The following is a 22201-nucleotide window of genomic DNA, read 5'->3' on the forward strand; positions in this document are numbered from 1 at the left end:
CCAATTTTGGGATGCTGTCAAAACAATCCTTTTTATGAAACGTCATCCCCTTCCCATTATATTAATTTTTTCCACCTTGATTTTTTCGCACTGTTCATCAGGTGATGAAGGGGTAATCGATGATCCTCTTGTTTCACTGGAACTTGAATTGGTAGATTCCTTGATGGTGGATGAATTGGTTCCCTTGCGCTTGCAGGATTATTCTAAGGAAGTCGGACTTTTTATCCTATTTGACTCCAAGTCCAAAAACCCCATTTTCGTTGATGAAAAAGGTGAAATCATCCACAGATTTAACCTTTCCAAAGAAGGGCCAAATGGAACTGGTGCCAACGGTGCTTTTGGGTATAAATTTATTGACAAAGAGAGGTTTGTGGCTCAGGGTGCGTTCTCTGGTTATTTTATTTATGATCTTCAGGGTAATCAAATTCGCAAAGTTGCCAACAATGCCAAAGAGCTGTATCGATTGAGTATTTACCGCAATAGAACGACTTTTCATCCTTTTGTCGAAAATGGGCAGGATCTGATGCTTGGGGAAGAGCAGAACTTTTTTTCGAATGAGGATGCTGATTATAAAAAACTCGGGACAGCATATTATGCCAAAATCAGTGGGGTCTACCGCTACAATTTGAATTCTGAGGAAAATGAAATATTGGAATCCTATCCAGAATTATGGGAACCGAGATTGAACGACCGTTTTGTGGGGCCTGATTTCCCATTTGTGGCCCTTCATGATTCCAAACAAAAATATGCATTGTTGCCTATGGTCGGTAATCAGGTTTTTGTTTATGAATTCAGGGAAGGAAAGCCAATCTTGACGAAGGACATCCACCTTTCTCATACGCTCCGGCCAGACTTGTCACCGCTGCATTCCACTGAATTTGAGAATTCCGATTCAGAATATCCCAAATTCAACAATATTCTATTTTCGGGAGAATACTTGATTGCTTCGTTCAGCTCCAAGATTCCTTTATCAGTCATCACCGAACTTCGAGCCAAATCGGAGGAATATTACAGGTTGCCGGAGTTCAAAGAAGCTCAGAAAAAATATGTGAAAACCTACCATATCGTAGTCAAGAACGGAAAGCAGATCGGAATCATTGATAATCTCTCTGTAAATGGGGAATTAGAATTCATGGATGCCAATGGAATCTTATATGTCAACGACAATGCGAACCCAGAGGAAGAGAGGGATTACAATATATTTTACAAACTGAAAATCAAACAGTAAAAAAGCTGATGGTTTTCTTATTGCCACCGCAATTGGAATTCATTTTTTCGTGAATGAATAAGATACAAAAACCCCTAAAAATGGATTTGAAATGATGGTTTCAAAAATAAAAGCTCACACCAATGGAAGGTTGGATCATGGTAAATGGTGATCGCCTTGTCGAATAGACGAATTCACCATCCACTTCTCCGTCTGGGTCATATTGGTATTCAGTGTCTTGGCGTGTGAGGTAGTCCAGCCTGGTGCTGTTTTGATACATCAGTCTAATTTCCAGTTGGCCTTTTTGTGCGGATTTGAATGGGATCATCACTCCGCCACCGAGTTGATAGGCTCTCGACCAATCGGAAAAATCCCGGTCTTCCTCAATAACATCTTCAAATATGCTTGCCCTGATTTTGTACCGCGTGTAGGCATAGATCCCTCCTGCCTGAGCTTCGATAAATGGGAATACTTTTCCATAGATCTCTGGGAAAAACCGAAAAACACCCATCATGGTGAGCATGTTGTTGTTTCGCCTCAGCCGCAATTCATCGTTGAAACCTACATAGAGATCATCCCTTTTTTCCAGTTTGGTGCCATATATGCCATAGCCAAAACTTAATCCAATTTCCAAAGGGGTTTTAGGGATTTGGTAATTTGCCCAAAAAGCCAATTCAGGCAACAAGATGCCACCAGCAGCAGCTTTAAAATCACCAATGGGAATCCCGGTTTTGACCTGAAAGCCTCCGATAAAATCTTGGGCATTTGTCTCCAAAAATGGAGAAAGAAAAGTAAGAAGGAACAATAAACGTCGCATAAATCTCATATTCAACACTTACGAAAAGTGCAAAAGAATTGTTTAGTCTAAATCCCTGAAAACATCTTCCAAATCCATACTGAATCCCTCGATACATCTGGAACCAACAATATCTCCATTTGTAAATAGCTTGGAGGGGACAAAATTGCCAGCGGTCAAGGAATAGATCAGCAAAGTCTGTTCCTCAGGATGGATGATCCAATATTCCTTCACTCCACTTTCTTCATAGACTTTATATTTGTATTTGAGTTCTTTTTGATTGTTACCGGGAGAAAGAATTTCTATGATCAGATCCGGTGCCCCAATACATCCGGCTTCATCGAGTTTGCTTCGGTCACATATCACACAGATATCGGGCTGGACTACCGTAAAAATGTCCTCATTCTTTTTTGAATGAACAGGCAAACGCACATCAAAAGGGGCTTGGTAAACTTTGCAGTTTTTTCCCTCCAAAAAATTATAAAATCTATTGGTTATCTTGACGGATATTTCCTGGTGCCTTTATCTCCCAGGTCAGGTAATCTGCATAGCTGTACCTGCCATATTCGGTAAAGGGCTCCTTTACTTTATCTGGGATTTTTTCCTCATTTTTCATAAACCCAATTTACCAAAAAATAACCTGACAATAAACTCCTCTATTTAATAAGCCAGCAATTTTTCCAACTTCTCTCTAAACCGTTCTATCGGCAGAAAATTCTTTTCCAAACTTGGCGCAAAGGGAACGGGAGTATCCAAGCTTCCTTCCCGCATGACGGGTGCATCTAGGAATTCAAAACAGTTTTCAGAAATCCAAGCAACAATTTCCGCACCGATCCCCCCAGTCAGACAATCTTCCTGAAGGAAAATAACCTTGCCTGTTTTCTTTACAGTGGTTTCCACGGCTGATTTGTCCCATGGCAGCAAAGTCCTCAGATCCAAAATGTCTGCGGAAATCCCCATTTCCTTCACAGCTTCTTTTGCCCAATGGACACCCATGCCGTAAGTAATGATGCTGACAGCATCTCCTTGTGAAACGAGATTGGCTTTCCCGATTTCGATGGTATAATACGCATCTGGAACCGATCCGGAAAGTGACCGATAGAGTGCTTTATGTTCAAAATAGAGATAAGGATTCGGGTCCTCGATTGCGGAATTGAGCAATCCCTTTGCATCGTAGGGGTTGGAGGGGTAAACAATCTTCAATCCTGGGGTATGAAAAAACCAGGCCTCGTTGGATTGGGAATGGAAAGGTCCCGCAGCGACGCCTGCACCGGTTGGCATGCGCACGACCACATCTGCATTTTGTCCCCAGCGGTAATGGCTTTTGGCGAGATTATTTACGATTTGGTTGAAGCCCACGGTGACAAAATCTGCAAACTGCATTTCTACCATGGCTTTGTAGCCTTTGATGGACAAGCCTAGGGCGGCGCCGAGAATGGCGCTTTCACAGAGTGGTGTATTCCTTACCCTTTCCGCTCCAAAAGCATCTTTAAAGCCATCCGTGATTTTGAAAACTCCCCCATACGTCCCGATATCCTGGCCCATCAAAACCAGTTTCGGAAACTTTTCCATGGACTGCCTCAGCCCATCGGAAATGGCATCTACAAATCTTTTTTCTGTCACCTTTTCCGAATTGGGATGGATGGTTTTCTGTTCGAAAGGATAAAACAAATCTGCCATTTCTTCCAAAGTATCCGCTTTAATGGTCTCCTCGCCAAAGGCAATTTCCAAAGCATCGTTGATGCTGGCTTTAATCTCCTGATTGATTTTTTCCTTAAGCAATGGCGTCAGCAAACCGATTTCTTCCAAATACCGTTCGTAGTTTTCCACAGGGTCTTTTAGCGCCCATGTTTCCATCAAATCCTTGGGGACATATTTGGTGCCGGAAGCCTCTTCGTGCCCGCGCATTCGGAAAGTCATCGCTTCCACCAAAACAGGTCTTGGGTTTTGGCGAATATCCTCAGCCAGTTTCAGAATGGTGTCATATACTTCCAAAATATTGTTGCCATCGATTCGGATCGCCTCCATTCCATATCCAATACCTTTGTCGGTGAAGTTTTTGAAAGCAAATTGTTCCTCACTCGGAGTCGAAAGTCCATAACCATTGTGTTCTACCATGAAAATAACTGGGAGTTTCCACGTGGCGGCGACGTTCAACCCTTCATGAAAATCGCCCTCCGAGCTCGCGCCATCTCCTGTAAATACCAAAGTCACTTTCTGTTCCTTCGACAATATATCTGCCAAGGCGATCCCATCTGCGACGGCCATTTGAGGCCCCAAATGAGAGATCATTCCTACGATATTAAAGTCGTTTGTCCCAAAATGAAAGGACCTGTCTCGGCCTTTGGTAAAGCCTGATTTTTTGCCCTGGAATTGTGCGAAAAGTTTTTCCAAGGGTATATTTCTCCCCGTAAAAATCCCAAGATTGCGGTGCATTGGCAGGATATATTCATCCTGGGACAAGGCATTCACCGCACCGATCGATATCGCTTCTTGGCCCCAACCGCTAAACCATTTTGAAATCTTCCCTTGTCTGAGCAGGATCAACATCTTTTCCTCAATCCTCCGAGGGACCAAAAGTGATTCATATAGCGAAATCAATGTTTGATCATCGTATTCCTTGCGGTCAAAAATAATCGAAGGGCTGTTGCTGTTCTGTGAAGTCATCATGAGGGTTTATTTTCCCCACCAAATTATAACAAAGTTCTTGGGCAACAAAGGATGAAGACTGCAATTTTGGTGAGATCCCATTTCAAGCAAATGGCTATTGGAGCGACCAAAACAAGAAAGGAAATAGTGCGTTCGAACGAATTGAAGTAATAGGCGCTTTTTTGTTCATGGAAACCGACTTATTTTGAAAAAATATTGGTTCTAGGAAAAACAGAGTGGCCTCTTTCTATTTGGCATTGGGCAGTAAGAGGGATTAAAAAGAGCTAAATTTAAGCCAGGTCAAATTTTAAATACCTTTAGAAATAAAGAACATGGAGGAAATCCTGATCAAAAACATGGTTTGTCCCCGTTGTGTGATGGCGGTTGAAAATGTGCTCGAGGTTCAGGGAATCCCTTTCTCGAAAGTGGTACTGGGTAAGGCGGTGATAAAGGAATCATTGAGTAGTAGTCAAAACGAGGCCTTCGAAGGCGCTTTGCGGCAACTCGGATTTGAAATCCTAAAAGGAAAGGATGTCCAACGCATAGAAAAGATAAAAAATCTCTTGTCGGCACTATTTCAAAAGGAGGAAATCCCTTCCGGGTTTACAATATCCAGTTACCTCACCGAAAGTATTCCCGAGGATTACAGCAGTATCAGCCATCTTTTTAGCAGTTTGGAAGGCATCACCATCGAGAAATTCCTGATCCAAATGAAAATTGACAAAGTCAAGGAATGGCTTTTTTATGAAGAACTTTCCCTGAGTGAAATGGCGTGGAAGCTAAATTATAGCAGTGTACAGCATCTTTCCTCCCAATTTAAAAAGTTGACAGGGATGACTCCCTCGGCATACAAGAAGCTAAAAAGTAAAAGTGGACAAGGTTGGGAAGCGTCAAGTCCCTGAAAAACAGCAAAGGCGTCGACTTTCGTCGACGCCTAAAAATAATGCAAGAAGCTTAAAAAATGTTCGTTTGCTGTATGTCTCAAATCTAGGGAGATTCTAATGGGCAACGGCAACCAAATCATTAAGAATACTTTAATTATGCATGCAAAAAACCTCTTAATCGTAACGATTTGATAACCTTGTTTTTTCAGCCTTTTGGATTTCACGATCACATCCTTCTCTGGTAAAAGCCTTCGGCAAAATTTCATTCTTCTTCCCGGAGAGCATTTTTGGATTTAAAACCTCTTGAATGATGGAAATTCTCCTATCTATCAAACTTGGAAAAAGCTAATCTTTTAATTTTTCAATGTTCCAACCTTTAAATTTTATACCTTTGCCCCCAAAGCAGGAAATCAGTGAAAGCGAGAACATTAAAAAAAGACAAGGTCAATATCATCACCATGGGTTGTTCCAAAAACCTGGTAGATTCAGAGGTTTTATTGACGCAGTTGATAGGGAACGGGATTGATGCCTCGCATGAATCCAATACCAAAGACAACAACATCATCATCATCAATACTTGTGGATTTATTGACAATGCCAAACAGGAATCCATTGATACCATTCTTAAATATGTGAAAGCCAAGGAGAAGGGCAAGGTGGACAAGGTATATGTGACAGGTTGTCTTTCACAGCGTTACCGGGAAGAGTTGGAATTGGAAATCCCTCAGGTAGATGCATTTTTCGGGACAAGAGAGCTTCCCGCCATTCTGAAAAAATTCAAGGCGGATTACAAGCATGAGTTGGTAGGGGAGCGTTTGCTCACCCATTCCGCACATTATGCCTACATGAAGATATCCGAAGGTTGTGACAGGCCTTGTTCTTTCTGCGCCATTCCCATCATGCGAGGAGGACATGTTTCAAGATCCATCGAGGATTTGGTCAAGGAAGCCCAGCACAAAGCTGCCAATGGTACCAAGGAACTCTTGCTCATTGCACAGGATTCCACCTATTATGGACTGGATCTGTACAAAAAAAGAAGGCTTGCCGACCTGATGCGCGCACTTTCCGACGTGGAAGGAATTGATTGGATCAGGTTGCATTATGCCTATCCAACAGGTTTTCCCATGGACGTGATTGAGGTGATGAAGGAAAGACCCAATATTTGTAATTATTTGGACATTCCCCTGCAGCATGGTTCCAGTGCCGTGCTTAAAAGCATGCGAAGGGGAACGACCCGCGAAAAACAGGAAGAATTGATCCATTCGATCAGGGATTTGATTCCTGAAATAGCAATCCGAACCACTTTGATCGCCGGACATCCGGGCGAGGGCGAAGCTGAATTCCAGGAAATGGTTGATTTCGTGGAAAGAATGAAATTTGAACGATTGGGCGTCTTTACCTATTCCCATGAGGAAAATACCCACGCGCACACGATGGAAGACATCATTCCTCAGGAAGTCAAACAGGAAAGAGCAAACCATTTGATGGAAATCCAGGAGCAGATTTCTTATGATCTGAACCAAGAAAAAATCGGTAAGGAATTCAAAGTCCTCATCGATAAAAAAGAAAATGGACATTTTGTCGGAAGAACAGAGTTTGATTCTGTGGAGGTTGACAATGAAGTGCTGATCGATGCAGCCAAACATTATTGCAGGGTCGGGGATTTCGTTCAGGTGAAAATCACTGATGCGACAGAGTTTGATCTATATGGAGAAGTTTTAAATTGATGCTTTCAAAAAAAGCAAAATAGCTGCCCAATGATTTCAAGATCATTGGGTATTTTTTTTGCACCGGATCCATTTTTTGGACCAAATTCCAGAGAAATTAATTTTAATCCGAGTGATGCATTGGCCTTCCTAATGGGGCTTGAAACGGAAAGAAAATCAGACTGTTTGGAGGATAACGGATTTTAGCGATTTGGTGAAGTCAAAAACTGTAAACAAAGACTGTTAATTAAGTAAACTCAGACTGGAATAGAATTGGCAATGCAGAATACAAGTTTAAAGGCCAGGTTCTATGCGCTGACTGGAAGGAATTGGACAAAGAAATAGTAAAACTTATTTTGGGACTTTGAAAAATAACAATTTTATAAAGTCCCTAGGTTGATTATTTAAAGAGACAATGACTAATTTCCCAAAAAAAGACATGAAAAAGTTGACTTTCATTTTTCTAATCCTGTTTCCCATGATTTCACAGGCGCAATTTTCTTTCGATCTCCAGGGCCATCGAGGTGCCAGAGGCTTAATGCCGGAAAACACCATTCCTGCGATGATCAAAGCCTTGGATTTGGGAGTGACCACTTTGGAATTGGATTTGGCAGTAACCAAAGATGGGGAAATCATCGTTTCCCACGAACCTTGGATGAATCCTTTGATTTGCCTCACGCCAGAAGGAGCGCAGATCCCTGCGGGGGATCATGGTCACAACATTTATAAAATGACTTTCTCGGAGGTGTTGAAATATGATTGTGGATCGAAAACTCATTCAGGTTTCCCAAAGCAAGTCAATTTCAATGTCGCCAAACCAAAACTGGCAGACTTATTTGAAGCCGTCGAGAAATATGTAAAAGATTTTGGACTGCCTCAACCCAATTACAATATTGAGATCAAAAGCCAACCGGATGGAGATGGGATTTACCATCCAGTGCCGCGGGATTTTTCCGATAAGGTTTTTCAATTGATCAATGGTAGGATCGATTGGGAAAGAATCAATATCCAATCTTTTGATTTTAGGGTGTTGCAGTATTACCACAAAACTTATCCAGAGGTCGTTTTGGCCATGTTGGTGGAGGACGCCTCCAAATCATCCGAGCAGCTCCATGAACTGGGTTTTCAACCCCAGATTTATTCCCCCTACTTCCCAAAACTCACGTCAGAGGCAGTGGCTGCAATGCATAAAAAAGGAATGAAAGTCATTCCCTGGACCGTGAATACCACCGAACAGATGGAAGCCCTTTTGGATATGGGCGTGGATGGTATCATTACGGATTATCCGAATTTGGCTCCGAAGCGATAGTTTTATGGTATAGGGTATTTAGTATGTGACCTTCAGGTTTAGATTCATCGCCTGCATCGACAACCCTCAGCGCACAGACCAAGTACCAAATACTTTTTTTCCACACCGGCTCTCTCCCTTGGCGCCCTGAATTAATCTCTCTATTTTTGGCCATTCAAATATATAAATGTCCATGAGGGTACTGGAAGTCATCAGTAAAAAGCAAGAAAGAGAGTTTTTGGAAATGGCCATTAGGCTGTATAAAAACGAGAAAAACTGGATCAGACCTTTGGATAAAGATATTGAAGGCATCTTTCAACCTGAGACCAATAAACTTTTTAAGCAGGGAGGGAAAGCCAAAAGATGGTTGCTGGTAAATGATTACGGAGAAACGATAGGAAGAATCGCTGCATTTGTCCATCCAAAATGGAAAGAAAAGCAACCAACGGGAGGAATGGGTTTTTTTGAATGTATAGCGGATCAGGCTGCCGCTTTCTTGCTTATGGATACTGCCAAGGAATGGTTGAAAACGCAGGGAATGGAAGCCATGGATGGTCCAGTCAACTTTGGGGAAAGGGACAAATGGTGGGGGCTTTTGGTCGATGGTTTTTATCCCCCCAATTACAATATGCCGTGGAACTTCCCCTATTATCAAGCGTTTTTTGAAAATTATGGGTTTCAGATATATTTCAAACAATATACCTATATGAGACCCGTGAAAGGGCTCGGTTTTGATCCCAAAATGATAGAGCGGGCCAATAAAATATTGGCAGATTCCGATTTCGAATTCAGGCACATGCAAGGAAAGGAATTGTCGGAAAAGGCGCCTGAATATTTTATGGAGGTATACAACAAGGCTTGGGCGAGACACATGGGCAAATCCTTGGTACTTAAGGAAACCAAATTCATGTTTGCGAAAATGAAACCCATTATGGATCCTAGATTGATTTATTTTGGATTTCACAAAGGTGAACCCGTTTCTTTTTTCATCAATATTCCAGAAATTAACCAGATTTTCAAATTTGTGAATGGCAAAATGGATTTGATCGGAAAATTAAAGTTTCTTTGGAATAAGACTTTCAATCCGCCTGACAAGATGCTTGGATTGGTATTTGGCGTCGTCCCCGAAGTTCAGGGCATGGGCGTGGAAAGTGCGATGATCATGCAGTACAATAAAACCTTTGCCAGTCAGGATCATTTCTCATACAAAACCATTGAAATGAATTGGATCGGTGATTTCAATCCGAAAATGATGCGCGTCTGTGAGCAGCTCAACGCCGAAATCTATAAAACGCATCACACCTACCGTCTCCTTTTTGACAGCAGAAAACCCTTTGAAAGGCATAAAATTTTTGAATAATTAAATAAAAGTGAAAATGAAGGCTCGGGAGATTTTCAACAATTGGGGTTGTCACATGAATGGAAACCCCCAACTGGACTTTTGAACACCTCATCGAATTTGGCGTTGGATAGCTGGCGACCGCGTGCCAAGATGAATTGAATACCGAAAATTAAATAGATATAAACATGAAAAAATACGATGTAACGGGCATAGGAAATGCCTTGGTGGACATAGAGTTCAAAGTGAAAGATCAATTTTTTGTGGATTACAAGGTTGAAAAAGGCTTGATGACATTGGTGGACGAAGAGCGCCAAAATGCGCTGATGGAAGTGATCGATACTGAGGAAGCAAAAAAACAATGTGGAGGTTCTGCTGCCAATACAGTTATTGCCGTCAGTCAGTTTGGTGGGAATTCCTTTTATTGCTGCAAAGTGGCCAATGATGAGTTGGGGCATTTCTTTGTTCAGGACATGAAAGATTCCGGCGTAGATAACAATCTTGTTTCAGACAATCTTGCCGAAGGCATCACCGGAAAATGTTTGGTGATGGTGACCGAGGATTCAGAGCGTACGATGAACACCTTTTTGGGCATCACACAGAACTTTTCCAAGGCGGATGTCAATGAAGCTGCGATCAAGGATTCCAAGTATTTGTTCATAGAAGGTTATTTGGTCACCTCTCCCAATGGGAAAGAGGCGATGGCCCATGCAAAGAAAATCGCAGAAGCGGCTGGGACAAAAGTTGCGCTGACCTTTTCCGATCCGGCCATGGTCAAATACTTCAAGGCAGGTTTTGATGATGTGATTGGACCCAGCGTAGACTTGCTTTTTGCCAATGAGGAGGAAGCCATGATCTTTACCGAAAAGGATAATATTCTGGAAGCCAGAGAAGAACTGAAAAAAGCGGCAAAACACTTTGTCATCACCCAAGGAAAGAATGGGGCGATGATTTACGATGGGGATACTTTTATCGATATCGAACCCTACAAAACCACGGCGATTGACAGCAATGGAGCAGGGGATATGTTTGCAGGAGCCTTTATGTATGGCATTACCAATGGACATTCCTATGCTTCCAGTGGAAAACTTGCGTCCATGGCCAGTTCCAAAATCGTAAGTCAGTTTGGCCCACGGTTGAAGTGGCACGAAGCCAAAGAAGTTTTGACCAGGTTGACACCATGAGTTCAAAACCCTTTCCGATCTTGAAAATCGGGAAGGGTTTTATTTTTTTTAATGCTTTTTTTTCAAGCATTTCTGAGAAGAGTGATGGGATTATTTTTTTTAAGAGAGCATTCTCAAGTATCTCCGCGTACCCCAGAATCGAATTTTTTAATGTTTAGGGGGAACTAATCTATATTTAAATATAAATTAGTTCCCAAGTTTGTTTCTTTTGATTATTAATTATATTTTTCCAACCCTTTTTAGAGATTCATAAATAATTGGTTGTTTTTGGTGCCCTCTGCAAAACCTTTACCCTATGAAAATGTGTTTAACTAAAAAGCCGAATCAAATCCAAATTCAAATAGAACCAATATGAGAAAGTTTACCTTTTTAATGTTGTTGACCGGACTGACAAGTCTCTCATCAATCGCTCAAAACAAAATCGAGTTCAAGGAATTTACCTTGGACAATGGACTGCATGTGATTCTCCACCAAGACAATACGACTCCGATTGTAGCCACATCAGTATTGTATCATGTTGGCTCCAAAAATGAAAATCCAGAGAGAACTGGATTTGCCCATTTTTTCGAACACCTACTTTTCGAGGGAACAGAAAACATTGGCAAGGGGGAGTACATGTCCAAGATCGAGTCGATCGGCGGCACCCTCAATGCATTCACCTCAAATGACATTACGTATTATTACGAAATAGTACCTTCCAACCAACTGGAAACTGCGATTTACATGGAAAGTGAGCGGATGCTCCATCCCAAAATCGATCAGGTTGGCGTGGATACACAGCGTGAGGTGATCAAGGAGGAAAAGCGTCAGTCTTATGACAACAGGCCTTATGGCACCATCCTTCCAGAAACGATGAAACGTGCTTTCCTTACACATCCCTACATGTGGCCGGTGATCGGATCCATGGAAGGTTTGGATGCAGCGAAGCTGGAAGAATTTATGGCGTTCCACAAAGCGTATTATGTCCCCAACAATGCAACATTGACCATTGCAGGGGATATTGATTATGACCAAACAGAAGAATGGGTGAAGGCTTATTTTACTGAAATTCCTAAAGGACCCAGCGAGTTTTACAGGCCGAATGTGAAAGAGGCAGTGAAAACTGCTGAAGTTAGGGATATCGTGTATGACAACATACAAATTCCAGCTATTATCCAGTCTTACAATCTTCCTCCCAAAAACCACCCGGATTCTTATGCAATGTCCATGCTTTCTACCTATTTGACAGGAGGGAAATCTTCTTTGATGACCAAGGAATTGGTGGACAATCAGCAGAAAGCACTTGCGGTAGCAGCCATTCCTTTGGATTTGGAAGATGGCGGCGTGTTTTTGATGTATGCAATTACCAATATGGGGGTGGAACCAAAAGATTTGGAAGCCGAAATGGATGGTTTATTGAAAAAAGTACAGGACGAAGGGATTTCTGAAAATGACTTCCAAAAACTCCAGAATATCATAGAAAACAATTTGGTCAGCAAAAACAGCTCCATGGCTGGAATTGCTCAGAATCTTGCAGAATCAAGATTGTTCTTTGGCGGAACCGATTACATCAACAATGAATTGAGTTTTTTCAGGGCAGTGAAAAGAGAAGATCTCCAGAGAGTAGCCAAACAATACCTCAATCTCGATGGAAGGGTAGTACTTTATTACCTTCCAAAATCCGCTCAACCAGCCGAATAATTTTTGATCCTTTTAAAATAAGAGAAACATGAAAAAGATATTGCTATATTTTATTATGAGCTTGATGATTCCTGCGGGAATGGCTCAGGTTGATAGGTCGACTTATCCAGAAGCTGGTCCAGCCAGGGAAATCAAATTGGGGGATGCTGAGTCCTTTACCCTGAAGAATGGCTTGAAGGTATTTGTGGTTAAGAACTCAAAACTTCCTCGCGTAGCTTTCTCTTTGGTGTTGGAGCGTGACCCGATCTTTGAGGGGAATAAAGCCGGTATGCTGGGATTGGTGGGAGAAATGATGACTGCTGGCACATCGAACAGGACGAAAGACCAACTGGATCAGGAAATCGATTTCATCGGTGGTTCGTTGAGCGCCAGTGCCAATTCCATTTTTGCCTCCTCCTTGAAAAAACACCAAGGAAAAGTGTTGGAACTGATGTCGGATGTCTTGTTCAATCCGATTTTTCCACAAGAAGAATTGGACAAATTGAAAAAACAATCCATCTCCGGCTTGGCAACAAGCAAGGACGATCCAAATTCGATATCAAGAAGATTGAGTGCTGCCTTGGTTTATGGAAAAGATCACCCGTATGGAGAGTCTGAGACAGAAGCCACGATCAATAACATCACGGTGGAGGATATCAAAGGATATTATCAGACTTATTACAAGCCCAACATTGCATACTTGGCCATCGTGGGAGACATCGATGAAAAAGAAGCAAGGAAATTGGTAGAACAATATTTCAGCAAGTGGAAAAAAGGAGAAGTGCCAAAGAAAACGTATGCCAAACCTGCCTTACCTGAAAAAAATCAGGTGGCATTGGTAGATAGGTCTGCGTCAGTACAAACCGTCGTTAACATTACCTATCCCATGGAAATGAGATTGGACAATCCTGAGTATTTGACCACAAGGGTGTTGAATTATATCTTGGGTGGAGGATCTTCTTCAAGGCTTTTCTTAAATCTAAGAGAAGACAAAGGATATACCTATGGTGCCTATTCCTCCATCGGAGCGGATAAATTGGTAACCAGTTTTTCTGCAAATGCCAGCGTTAAACAAACTGCGACCGATAGTTCCATTCATGAAATGATTTATGAAATCCGGAACTTGGCCGATAAAGGGATTACCCAATCTGAATTGGAAACAGCCAAAGCCAATCTGAGTGGTTCATTTGGAAGATCACTGGAGAGTCCTTCCACAATCGCCAATTTCGCCATCAACACGGAGAGATATAAATTGCCGAAGGATTTCTATACTACCTACCTACAGAGATTGAATGCGATCACCATAGAGGATGTAAATGCTGCCGCAAAAAAACACCTTAAACCTGATAACATGTATATCACCGTTGTTGGCAATGGAAGCGAAATCAAGGACAAGCTGACGGCTTTCGGAGAAATCAAAACCTTCACCAATATGGGGGAACCTGAAAAGGAAATGCAAATGGCAGATGCGGACATGACCGCCAGTAAAGTCATCGACAATTATATCACAGCAATCGGCGGAGAAGAAAATCTAAAAAAGATCAAGACTGCAAAAATTGAATCTTCCGCAGAGATCCAAGGAATGAAATTGTCGTTTTTATTCCTTTATGATGAGCCAAAAGCGGCTTTCAACCAAAAAGTAATGATGATGGGTAACGTTGCCTCCAATACAACCATTAAGGATGGAAAGGCCGTGATGTCCGCAGGTGGACAAACTCAGGAGTTGACTGACGAGCAATTCGAGGCTGCAAAAATGGGGATGTTTATTTTTCCAGAGCTCCATTTTGAAGATCTAGGATACAACATAGAATTAGATGGTATCAAAGATGTGGAGGGAGAGGAAGCTTACAAAGTCATTGTCACTAATCCAACCGGTTCAAAACAAGTGAATTATTACAGCGTTGCCACGGGTTTGAAAATCAAAAATGAGAATGCTGAGGCGGGTGATTCCTCATTTGGGAGCTATGAAGAAATTCAAGGGGTAAAATACCCGATGGAAACGGTCATCAAATCCCCGATGATTCCTGTTCCCTTGGAAAGTAAAGTTGAAAAAATAGAATTCAATGTTGCCATTTCTAGTGAGGAAATGAATTAAAGAAAAACAAAAAGAGGGTCTTGGCCCTCTTTTTGTTTTTCCCATCGAACAATTTAAAACAAATCAACATTCATGAAAAAACTTGGTTTATTCGCAACAATATTGACAGTAGGAGCACTTCATGTCTCTGCAATGGCTGGCACTGAGGCCATGGAAAGCAAAAGATTTACTTCAAAAACCGAGACAAAATTAAAGATTAGGGAGATAGATCCATCAGAGGTAATTGCAAAATACTTGAAGGCTGTTGGAGGAAAAGAAAAAATTGCAAAAATCCTGAACTCGGTAAGGGTCATGGAAGCGGATTTTCAAGGAAATACAATTTTGATCAAAGGAATCAGTGATCAAGAAAACAGTCGCATGATCCAAGAGACCAGTGTAATGGGAAATGTGGTCCAAAAAACCGTCGTTGTCAACGGTGTGGGAACAATCTCAGCAATGGGGCAGGAGCAGGCGATCACTGAAGAAATGATGCAAATGATTAAATCCCAGATGTACCTTTTTCCAGAGGAGCATTATAAGGAAATGGGATTTGGCTTGGAAATCAGGGGTACCGAAACCATAAGCGGGGAAGATGCCAATGCTCTTGTCATCACGTTTCCAAATGGAATGAAGATCATGGAATATTACAGTGTAGCCAGTGGTTTGAAACTGAAAACGAGTTCTGATGCAACAGGTGACATCGATTATTCAGATTACCAGGAAGTGGATGGGCTGTTGATCCCAATGACACTGACTATCAAAAATGCAATGCTGCCAATTGCTTTGGAAGGCAAAGTGACTTCTATCGTTTTCAATCAGAAATTGACGGATGCGGATTTTAAATAAGTTTGAAAACATATTAAGAAAAAAAGGCTTTCCATTTCCGGAAAGCCTTTTTTTATGCATTAGGATGGGTTTTCATCCAATGGTCTACGGAGTATTTACCCGATCCATAGACAAGGAAAACAATCAGAAGTAGTAGGATAACCAATGAAATTTCAAATTCAAGGTTGTTTCCCAAGGAAAGAAATCCCTGTTGGATATTGACAAAAAAGACAGCAAAAAAAAGTATAGGCAATTGAAATAACACCGCCAACCTGGTCACAAGACCGAGGGCTATCAAAATACCACCCACCAAATGTGCAAAAGCAACATAGTGCGCCAATGCCATATTAAAAAACGCTAAATCTGCCGTTTTTGAAATCCCAATCAATGCATCAGTGTCGGAAATAAACAAGATACCCTTATAAAGGATAAATAAACCCAAGGCAATGCGGACATAATCTATCCAAATAGGATGATGCTTGTCCGCCCATTTTTCGATTTTGGCTACAGCATCCATTTTTTTCAATTGATTTATTGTACATTTCAATTTACTAAAAATTGGAATGAATTGCCAATTATTTATTTATAATCATCAGTATAACAATGTATTATGTCCTTTTCTTAGGGCTTCCACATTTCTTGATACCCAACTTTATCCGGAGCCATCAAGGAATAATTAGGAAAATACAAAGTGGGATCTTTTTTCAAATCGACATTGATTATTCTTCCCCATCTCAAAAGGATCAGGGTTACTTCTGAAGGTTCGTGGGTGATCTCTGCTGAAAATTCAATTCCGTTGAGTTCCAAAATTTTGTCACCGAGCATTACCTGATAGTAGGCTTTCGATTCCGGGTGTACCTCGATGATTTTACCGGAGGGATCGAATTTAATTCCATACCGATGGACAAGGAAGTCTGAGTTGTATTCTTGAATCACCTTGACACCAATGCCCGCCAATAATTTTTCAAGGGTATTGAAAATGTCCTCTTTGCCATAAACAAAAGACTGGAAAAAGTTTTGGATTGAATTGTTTCCGGCGGAAAATTTCTTGGTGATCAGTTCTTCATAGTCGTTTAGTGTGTACCCCAATTGGGTTTTACCATAATTCAACCACATTTCTTTCATGATTTCTTCGATCGAGGATCCCTCACTGACCAGCATCAAATCCAAACAGAGGGTAATCAAAGCACCCCGGTTATAAATATTGACTTTCTTATTCGGGATACCTGGCTTGTAGCCGTCTACCCATAGATCAAGACTTGATTCCACTATTGATTGGTTTTTCCATCCCAAGCCATCGAATTCCCGCTGGATCTGTTTTTCCAAAATAGCGAGGTATTCGGTTAGACTATAATACCCCGATTTAAGGAGCATCAAGTCACCCATGTAGGTCGTAACGCCTTCCAAGACAAGTCCGGTGTCAAGATAGGTTTCTTTAGAGAGATCAAAGGGGAGGAGCTCCTTTGGCCTGATCCGGCAGACATTCCAATAATGATAAAGCTCGTGCGAACTTACTCCGATAAGTTTGTCTAAATTATTCTTTTCCTTCAGGCTTTCTGCAGGCCCAAAGGTGATGACTGTGCTCATGGCATGTTCTACGCCATGGTAGTGTGGATAGGGGAGCAATTGAAAGATGAAATGATAGTCTTCGGAAGGGAATTCGCCAAAGGCAAGGATTTGTTTTTGAGTGAAGGCCAGGAAAATGGCAATGAGACCATCCATATCAAAATGGATTTCACCTTGAAACCACAAGTGGAAAGTGGTATGGGCGATTTTATATTGGAAATGTTTTAAATTTTCGCTTGCGAGTAAGGGACTATCGATTAAATTTTGGAAATCCGTAGCTTCGAACTTGAACCCCTCTCTGTTGGGCATAGACGTGGCTACCTGAAAACTTTCGGGGATCTTGAGTTCGATGGTGATGTTTTCCATCTTCCTTTGCAAAACTTCAAAGGCACAATTTGTGAAATTCAAATACAATTGAACATCATCTGACCAGCTGCCTCCAGCATCCATCTGATTGGCATAAAATTCATAGATGATTTGGTAAGTGCCCTTTTCATCTGCCCTGAATTGCCATAAATCCTTTGTGGGCTTGTTCCATGCGATATCCTTTCCTCTGAATTTCACCTGAAAACCCCGAATTTTTTGAGCATAATTGGCCATTTCGTATCTTCCCGGTCTCCAAGCAGGCAGCTGAAGGTCTAAGGTTTCATGATCCAAACAGGCAAGAGAAATCTCGATTTGGATAAATTGAGAGGCTACAGATTTTCTGGAAATCAAATAATGCATGTATCTTTGTTTTTGGGATTCAAACAAAAGTAATCGACTGGTTTGTAAATAAAAAAAACCTATCTATCTTTGCAGTCCTTTTCGGGGTAGATCCCATAAAGCGAATTAAGAAACAAACATATTATTAAAGGATATTGTCATGAAAAGAACATTTCAGCCTTCTCGCAGAAAAAGAAGAAACAAGCACGGATTTAGAGAAAGAATGTCTACAGCAAATGGTAGAAGAGTAATCAAAGCCAGAAGAGCAAAAGGAAGACACAAACTTTCCGTTTCCTCCGAAAAAACGCTGAAGAAGTAATCCATTGCATTATATTTCGTATTTTTAATACGTGAAAGTAAATGCAATGAATTACAAACTTCCCAAGAATGAGAGAGTACATTCGAAAAAGTCTATAAAGGAACTTTTTGACAAAGGTTCCTCTTTTTTTTTATATCCCTTCAAGGTACTCTACCTTGATCAATCAATAATTGAAAACGGAACCCATCAGGTACTTTTTTCCGTTTCAAAGAAGAAGATTAAAAAAGCTGTCCACAGGAACTTCGTGAAGAGAAGGGTAAAGGAAGCCTATAGGCTTCACAAGCACCTTTTGAATCACGAATCAGAGCACAAGAAATTAATTGCTCTGATTTACGTTTCTACCGATAAGTCCAGCTTTGAAATCATCCAGTCAAAAATTCAGAAAATTTTGAAAAAACTGCAAACATTGGGACATTCCTCTTGATTCTAAAAGAATATGATGAAATTAAAAAACAAAACGGTATTGGTCCTGCTCGCTTCGGTTTTGACGCTGGGGCTTCTTTTTTCATTTTCCAACAAAGACGACAAGCTTTTTTCCATTGCCAAAAACCTGGATATTTTCGCTTCATTGATTCGGGAGCTTGATTCTTATTATGTGGACGAAATCGATCCCGAAAAATTGGTCACGGTTGGAATCGCGGCAATGCTCGAAGAATTGGATCCTTATACTGAGTTTATCCCCGAAGAAAATTCGGATGACTTCAGGTTGATGACCACAGGGGAGTATGGTGGCGTAGGTGCGCTGATCGGTAACCGCACCGGTATAAATATGATATTGATGCCCTACAAAGGTTTCCCGGCACAAGTAGGTGGGCTGAGAATAGGGGATGAGATTCTAATGGTTGACACAGTAAATGTCAGGGAAAAGTTAACCTCTGATATTTCTAAACTTTTGAAAGGCCCCGCCAATACACCTGTAATGGTGGAGGTGAAAAGAGGCGATGATACGCTTTCGGTAAATTTGACAAGAAAGAAAATCGTCATCAGCAATGTCCCCTACTATGGGAAACTTGATGAGCAGACAGGTTATATCAAACTGACAGACTTCACCACCAATGCTTCAGCAGATGTAAGAAAAGCCCTAATCGACTTGAAGTCGCAGGGGATTACCCGATTGGTACTCGATGTAAGGGACAATCCCGGTGGGATCCTAAAAGAGGCCGTCGAAATCGTCAACCTTTTTATCCCCAAAGGAAAAGAAGTGGTGAAGACCATCGGAAAGCTTGAGAGTGTCAACGCTGTCTATAAAACCACAAAAACACCACTGGACAAAGACATTCCATTGGTGGTCCTCATCAATGAAAGGAGTGCATCTGCGGCGGAAATCGTAGCGGGGGCATTGCAGGATTATGACAGAGCAGTGTTGATAGGAAGGAAAACTTTCGGTAAAGGTTTGGTACAGACGAGTATTCCCCTTTCGTATAATTCCCAGGTGAAAGTGACAACCGCTAAATATTATATTCCAAGTGGCCGTTGTATCCAAGCCATTGATTATAGCAATCGGGATGAGAATGGTAATTCGATTGCCATTCCTGACTCCTTGAGAAAAGAGTTCAAGACCAAAAATGGGCGGATTGTACTTGATGGCGCTGGTATCGAACCAGACACTAAAGTAGAATTGAAATCCTATTCACCTATTGCCTATAGCTTGGTGGCCAGAAACCATGTATTTGATTTTGGGACTGAGTTTTTCAGAGCCAACAAAGAAATCGCTTCACCAAGGGAATTTGAGATTACCGACAAGATCTACGACGGATTTATCAAGTCTCTCGAAGGAAAAGAATATGATTATACCACATACGTGGAAAAAAGTATCGAGGACCTTGAAAAGTACGCCCAAAAAGAAAAGTATTATGACGAAATCAAAGTCCAAATTGAAGACTTGAAGAAGAAGGTCAGTCACAGCAAGGAACAAGACTTAGTCACTTTCAAACAGGATATTAAAGATGCTTTGCTGGAGGAAATCGTTTCTAGGTATTATTTTCAGGAAGGTATCATCGAAGCATCGTTGCGAAAAGATGCTGAGGTCGAAAAATCCTTGGAGGTTTTAAACGATCGATCAAGGATGACCAAATTGTTGATTGCTTCAAACAGGAGTAAGTAAGATTTTGGAATCTTAATTCCCCAAATGGCTTTAATTTTATCTATAGAAACCGCTACTGCGGTTTGTTCAGTTGCCTTACACGAAGATGGACGTCTGATGGCGTTCCATGAGCTCCATCAAGATAACGTTCATGCCAGAAGTTTGATGGGGCTGGTGCGGAATGTGTTTGAGCAAGCAGGCCTTGAGAAAACAGCCTTGGATGCCGTAGCGGTTTCCTCTGGTCCAGGTTCTTATACTGGGTTAAGGATCGGGGTCTCTGTTGCCAAAGGTTTGGCTTATGCCTTGGACAAACCCGTTATTGGTGTTGGAACGCTTGAAGCACTTGCCTTTAGGGCCATTCCTTTTTCTGATTCAACGGACACCATCATTCCAATGCTGGACGCAAGAAGAATGGAAGTGTATGCTTTGGTAATGGATGGTCTTGGGGATACCCTCATCTCCCCTCAGCCGTTCATTTTGGAGGATAATCCTTTTATGGAATACCTGGAAAAGGGGAAGGTGTTTTTTTTGGGTGATGGAGTACCTAAATCCAAAGAGATCCTTTCCCATCCAAATTCGCGATTTGTCCCACTTTTCAATTCTAGCCAATCCATCGGTGAATTGGCATACAAAAAATTTCTGAAGGCTGATTTTGAAAGCTTGGCTTACTTCGAGCCAAACTATATCAAGGAATTCAGGATTGTGAAATCGAAGAAAAACCCATTTCTGGTATGAGTGAAATCATCAACAAAGTAGCAAACAGCCCTCTTGTCACGATAGATTTAGAAAATTTCTATAGACCGGAGGAAAGAATGGTTTTTGACCTCAAGGATTATTTATTCCAGGAATTGGTGTTGAGGGAAAAAGACTTTCGGTTAGCATTGAAAGATTTGGATTGGGAAGCATACAGAGGGAAATTGGTGGCCATAGATTGCAGTGTGGATGCTATTGTTCCGAACTGGGCCTTTATGCTTGTAGGGATTCAATTGACCAAAATAGGGGTGGAATATGTCATTGGTGATTTGAAGTCCCTAGAGCAATTTCTTTTTGAGGAGGCAATTTCAAAAATCAACCCTGTGGATTTCAAAGATAAACCGGTCGTGATCAAAGGTTGCAGTAAATTTCCAGTCCCCATGTATGCCTATGGAAGGATCGTTGCCAAGATACAAGGTCATGCAAAATCCATCATGTATGGCGAGCCTTGCAGTACAGTGCCCTTGTATAAGGTGGCGAAATAAAATTATTGAGCTTTGCCACAGAGATTTACTCATTTCATAGAAATTATTTAAGTGCCATTTTTGGTATTTTTGTAAAACTCCCCTATGTTTGCAAACCCAAATGAGGGGAGTTGGAAAGAAGGTTTTCCAAAACACATTGAAATTCAAATATCGAGAAAGAGGCAAAACATTTCTGAAAAGAAATTTCAAAAAGTGTTTTGTAAGTTAAAATTATCTCCCGATATTTGCACTCGCTTTCAGGGGAAATGTCCTCCGAAACCATTCTCTTACGGAGAAAAAGTTCATTGAAGTAGTGTAAGACAAAACGAAAATAGTAGCACAATGCTTATGCATTGTGACCTTGGGCAGGAAGACACAGCAGAGCGATCTGCAAAACAAACTATACAATGGAGAGTTTGATCCTGGCTCAGGATGAACGCTAGCGGCAGGCCTAATACATGCAAGTCGAACGGGATCCAGAAGCTTGCTTTTGGTGAGAGTGGCGCACGGGTGCGTAACGCGTATGCAACCTACCTTATACAGGGGGATAGCCCGGGGAAACCCGGATTAATACCCCGTAGTATTTATTTCCTGCATGGGAGATTGATTAAAGCCTTCGGGCGGTATAAGACGGGCATGCGTAGGATTAGCTAGTTGGTAAGGTAACGGCTTACCAAGGCGACGATCCTTAGGGGTTCTG

At 41.5% G+C, this 22201-nt stretch carries 18 protein-coding genes, 1 rRNA gene and 1 pseudogene; 15 read left to right on the plus strand and 5 right to left on the minus strand.

Features of this window, described 5'->3' with window-relative positions; all coding sequences use genetic code 11:
- The first annotated feature begins 34 nt into the window (after positions 1-34).
- On the plus strand, positions 35-1228 hold the full coding sequence (locus tag F824_RS0105680) for a DUF4221 family protein (protein ID WP_019596897.1): 1194 nt from the start codon (positions 35-37) through the stop codon (positions 1226-1228).
- A 100-nt stretch (positions 1229-1328) separates the two neighbouring features.
- Here F824_RS0105680 and F824_RS0105685 read toward each other — a convergent pair whose 3' ends face one another.
- The 3 genes and pseudogenes from F824_RS0105685 to F824_RS0105695 form a co-directional block, all read right to left on the minus strand.
- Positions 1329-2024, minus strand: a complete 696-nt coding sequence (locus tag F824_RS0105685) for a hypothetical protein (protein ID WP_031326960.1) — start codon at positions 2022-2024, stop codon at positions 1329-1331.
- 42 nt (positions 2025-2066) lie between these two features.
- A pseudogene (locus tag F824_RS26620) lies at positions 2067-2619 on the minus strand (Uma2 family endonuclease).
- A gap of 44 nt (positions 2620-2663) precedes the next feature.
- On the minus strand, positions 2664-4673 hold the full coding sequence (locus F824_RS0105695) for an alpha-ketoacid dehydrogenase subunit alpha/beta (protein ID WP_019596899.1): 2010 nt from the start codon (positions 4671-4673) through the stop codon (positions 2664-2666).
- A gap of 311 nt (positions 4674-4984) precedes the next feature.
- On the opposite strand from F824_RS0105695, the gene F824_RS0105700 reads away from it, so the two are divergent.
- The 8 genes from F824_RS0105700 to F824_RS0105745 all read left to right on the plus strand — a co-directional run bounded on the left by F824_RS0105700 (position 4985) and on the right by F824_RS0105745 (position 15632).
- Positions 4985-5554 carry a helix-turn-helix domain-containing protein gene (locus tag F824_RS0105700; protein ID WP_019596900.1) on the plus strand — a complete coding sequence of 190 codons (570 nt, stop codon included), beginning with the start codon at positions 4985-4987 and terminating at the stop codon, positions 5552-5554.
- A 395-nt stretch (positions 5555-5949) separates the two neighbouring features.
- Positions 5950-7263, plus strand: a complete 1314-nt coding sequence (rimO, locus tag F824_RS0105705; protein WP_019596901.1) for a 30S ribosomal protein S12 methylthiotransferase RimO — start codon at positions 5950-5952, stop codon at positions 7261-7263.
- 418 nt (positions 7264-7681) lie between these two features.
- Positions 7682-8551, plus strand: coding sequence for a glycerophosphodiester phosphodiesterase family protein (locus F824_RS0105715; protein WP_033405125.1), 870 nt, complete (start codon positions 7682-7684; stop codon positions 8549-8551).
- 172 nt (positions 8552-8723) lie between these two features.
- The gene (locus F824_RS0105720) at positions 8724-9890 is read left to right on the plus strand and encodes a hypothetical protein (protein WP_019596905.1); all 1167 of its coding nucleotides are present in this window, start codon (positions 8724-8726) and stop codon (positions 9888-9890) included.
- A 167-nt stretch (positions 9891-10057) separates the two neighbouring features.
- On the plus strand, positions 10058-11053 hold the full coding sequence (locus tag F824_RS0105725; RefSeq protein ID WP_019596906.1) for an adenosine kinase: 996 nt from the start codon (positions 10058-10060) through the stop codon (positions 11051-11053).
- Between the two features lie 351 nt (positions 11054-11404).
- Positions 11405-12733, plus strand: coding sequence for a M16 family metallopeptidase (locus F824_RS0105735; RefSeq protein ID WP_026333522.1), 1329 nt, complete (start codon positions 11405-11407; stop codon positions 12731-12733).
- A 28-nt stretch (positions 12734-12761) separates the two neighbouring features.
- Positions 12762-14807, plus strand: coding sequence for a M16 family metallopeptidase (locus F824_RS0105740; protein WP_019596909.1), 2046 nt, complete (start codon positions 12762-12764; stop codon positions 14805-14807).
- 72 nt (positions 14808-14879) lie between these two features.
- Positions 14880-15632, plus strand: coding sequence for a LolA-like protein (locus tag F824_RS0105745; RefSeq protein WP_019596910.1), 753 nt, complete (start codon positions 14880-14882; stop codon positions 15630-15632).
- Between the two features lie 52 nt (positions 15633-15684).
- On the opposite strand, the gene F824_RS0105750 is transcribed toward F824_RS0105745, so the two are convergent.
- Together F824_RS0105750 and F824_RS0105755 are read right to left on the minus strand one after the other, a co-directional pair.
- Complete coding sequence (locus F824_RS0105750; protein WP_026333523.1) at positions 15685-16128, minus strand: DoxX family protein; 444 nt, start codon at positions 16126-16128, stop codon at positions 15685-15687.
- 104 nt (positions 16129-16232) lie between these two features.
- Positions 16233-17903 carry a M61 family metallopeptidase gene (locus tag F824_RS0105755; RefSeq protein WP_031326961.1) on the minus strand — a complete coding sequence of 557 codons (1671 nt, stop codon included), beginning with the start codon at positions 17901-17903 and terminating at the stop codon, positions 16233-16235.
- A 139-nt stretch (positions 17904-18042) separates the two neighbouring features.
- Here F824_RS0105755 and rpmH point away from each other — a divergent pair, with 139 nt between their 5' ends.
- The 6 genes from rpmH to F824_RS0105790 all read left to right on the plus strand — a co-directional run.
- A complete protein-coding gene (gene rpmH / locus F824_RS0105760; RefSeq protein ID WP_019596913.1) occupies positions 18043-18201 on the plus strand; it encodes a 50S ribosomal protein L34 in 159 nt (52 codons plus the stop codon).
- A gap of 46 nt (positions 18202-18247) precedes the next feature.
- Positions 18248-18625 carry a ribonuclease P protein component gene (gene rnpA / locus F824_RS0105765; protein WP_019596914.1) on the plus strand — a complete coding sequence of 126 codons (378 nt, stop codon included), beginning with the start codon at positions 18248-18250 and terminating at the stop codon, positions 18623-18625.
- Between the two features lie 15 nt (positions 18626-18640).
- The gene (locus tag F824_RS0105770; RefSeq protein WP_033405126.1) at positions 18641-20305 is read left to right on the plus strand and encodes a S41 family peptidase; all 1665 of its coding nucleotides are present in this window, start codon (positions 18641-18643) and stop codon (positions 20303-20305) included.
- Between the two features lie 24 nt (positions 20306-20329).
- Positions 20330-21019 carry a tRNA (adenosine(37)-N6)-threonylcarbamoyltransferase complex dimerization subunit type 1 TsaB gene (tsaB, locus tag F824_RS0105775; protein ID WP_026333524.1) on the plus strand — a complete coding sequence of 230 codons (690 nt, stop codon included), beginning with the start codon at positions 20330-20332 and terminating at the stop codon, positions 21017-21019.
- A complete protein-coding gene (locus tag F824_RS0105780) occupies positions 21016-21522 on the plus strand; it encodes a DUF2480 family protein (protein ID WP_019596917.1) in 507 nt (168 codons plus the stop codon). Before tsaB ends, F824_RS0105780 begins: the two co-directional genes overlap by 4 nt.
- A gap of 383 nt (positions 21523-21905) precedes the next feature.
- Positions 21906-22201 (plus strand): 16S ribosomal RNA (locus tag F824_RS0105790); the annotation flags it as partial.

The organism is Rhodonellum psychrophilum GCM71 = DSM 17998 (assembly GCF_000381545.1).
GTDB lineage: Bacteria > Bacteroidota > Bacteroidia > Cytophagales > Cyclobacteriaceae > Rhodonellum > Rhodonellum psychrophilum.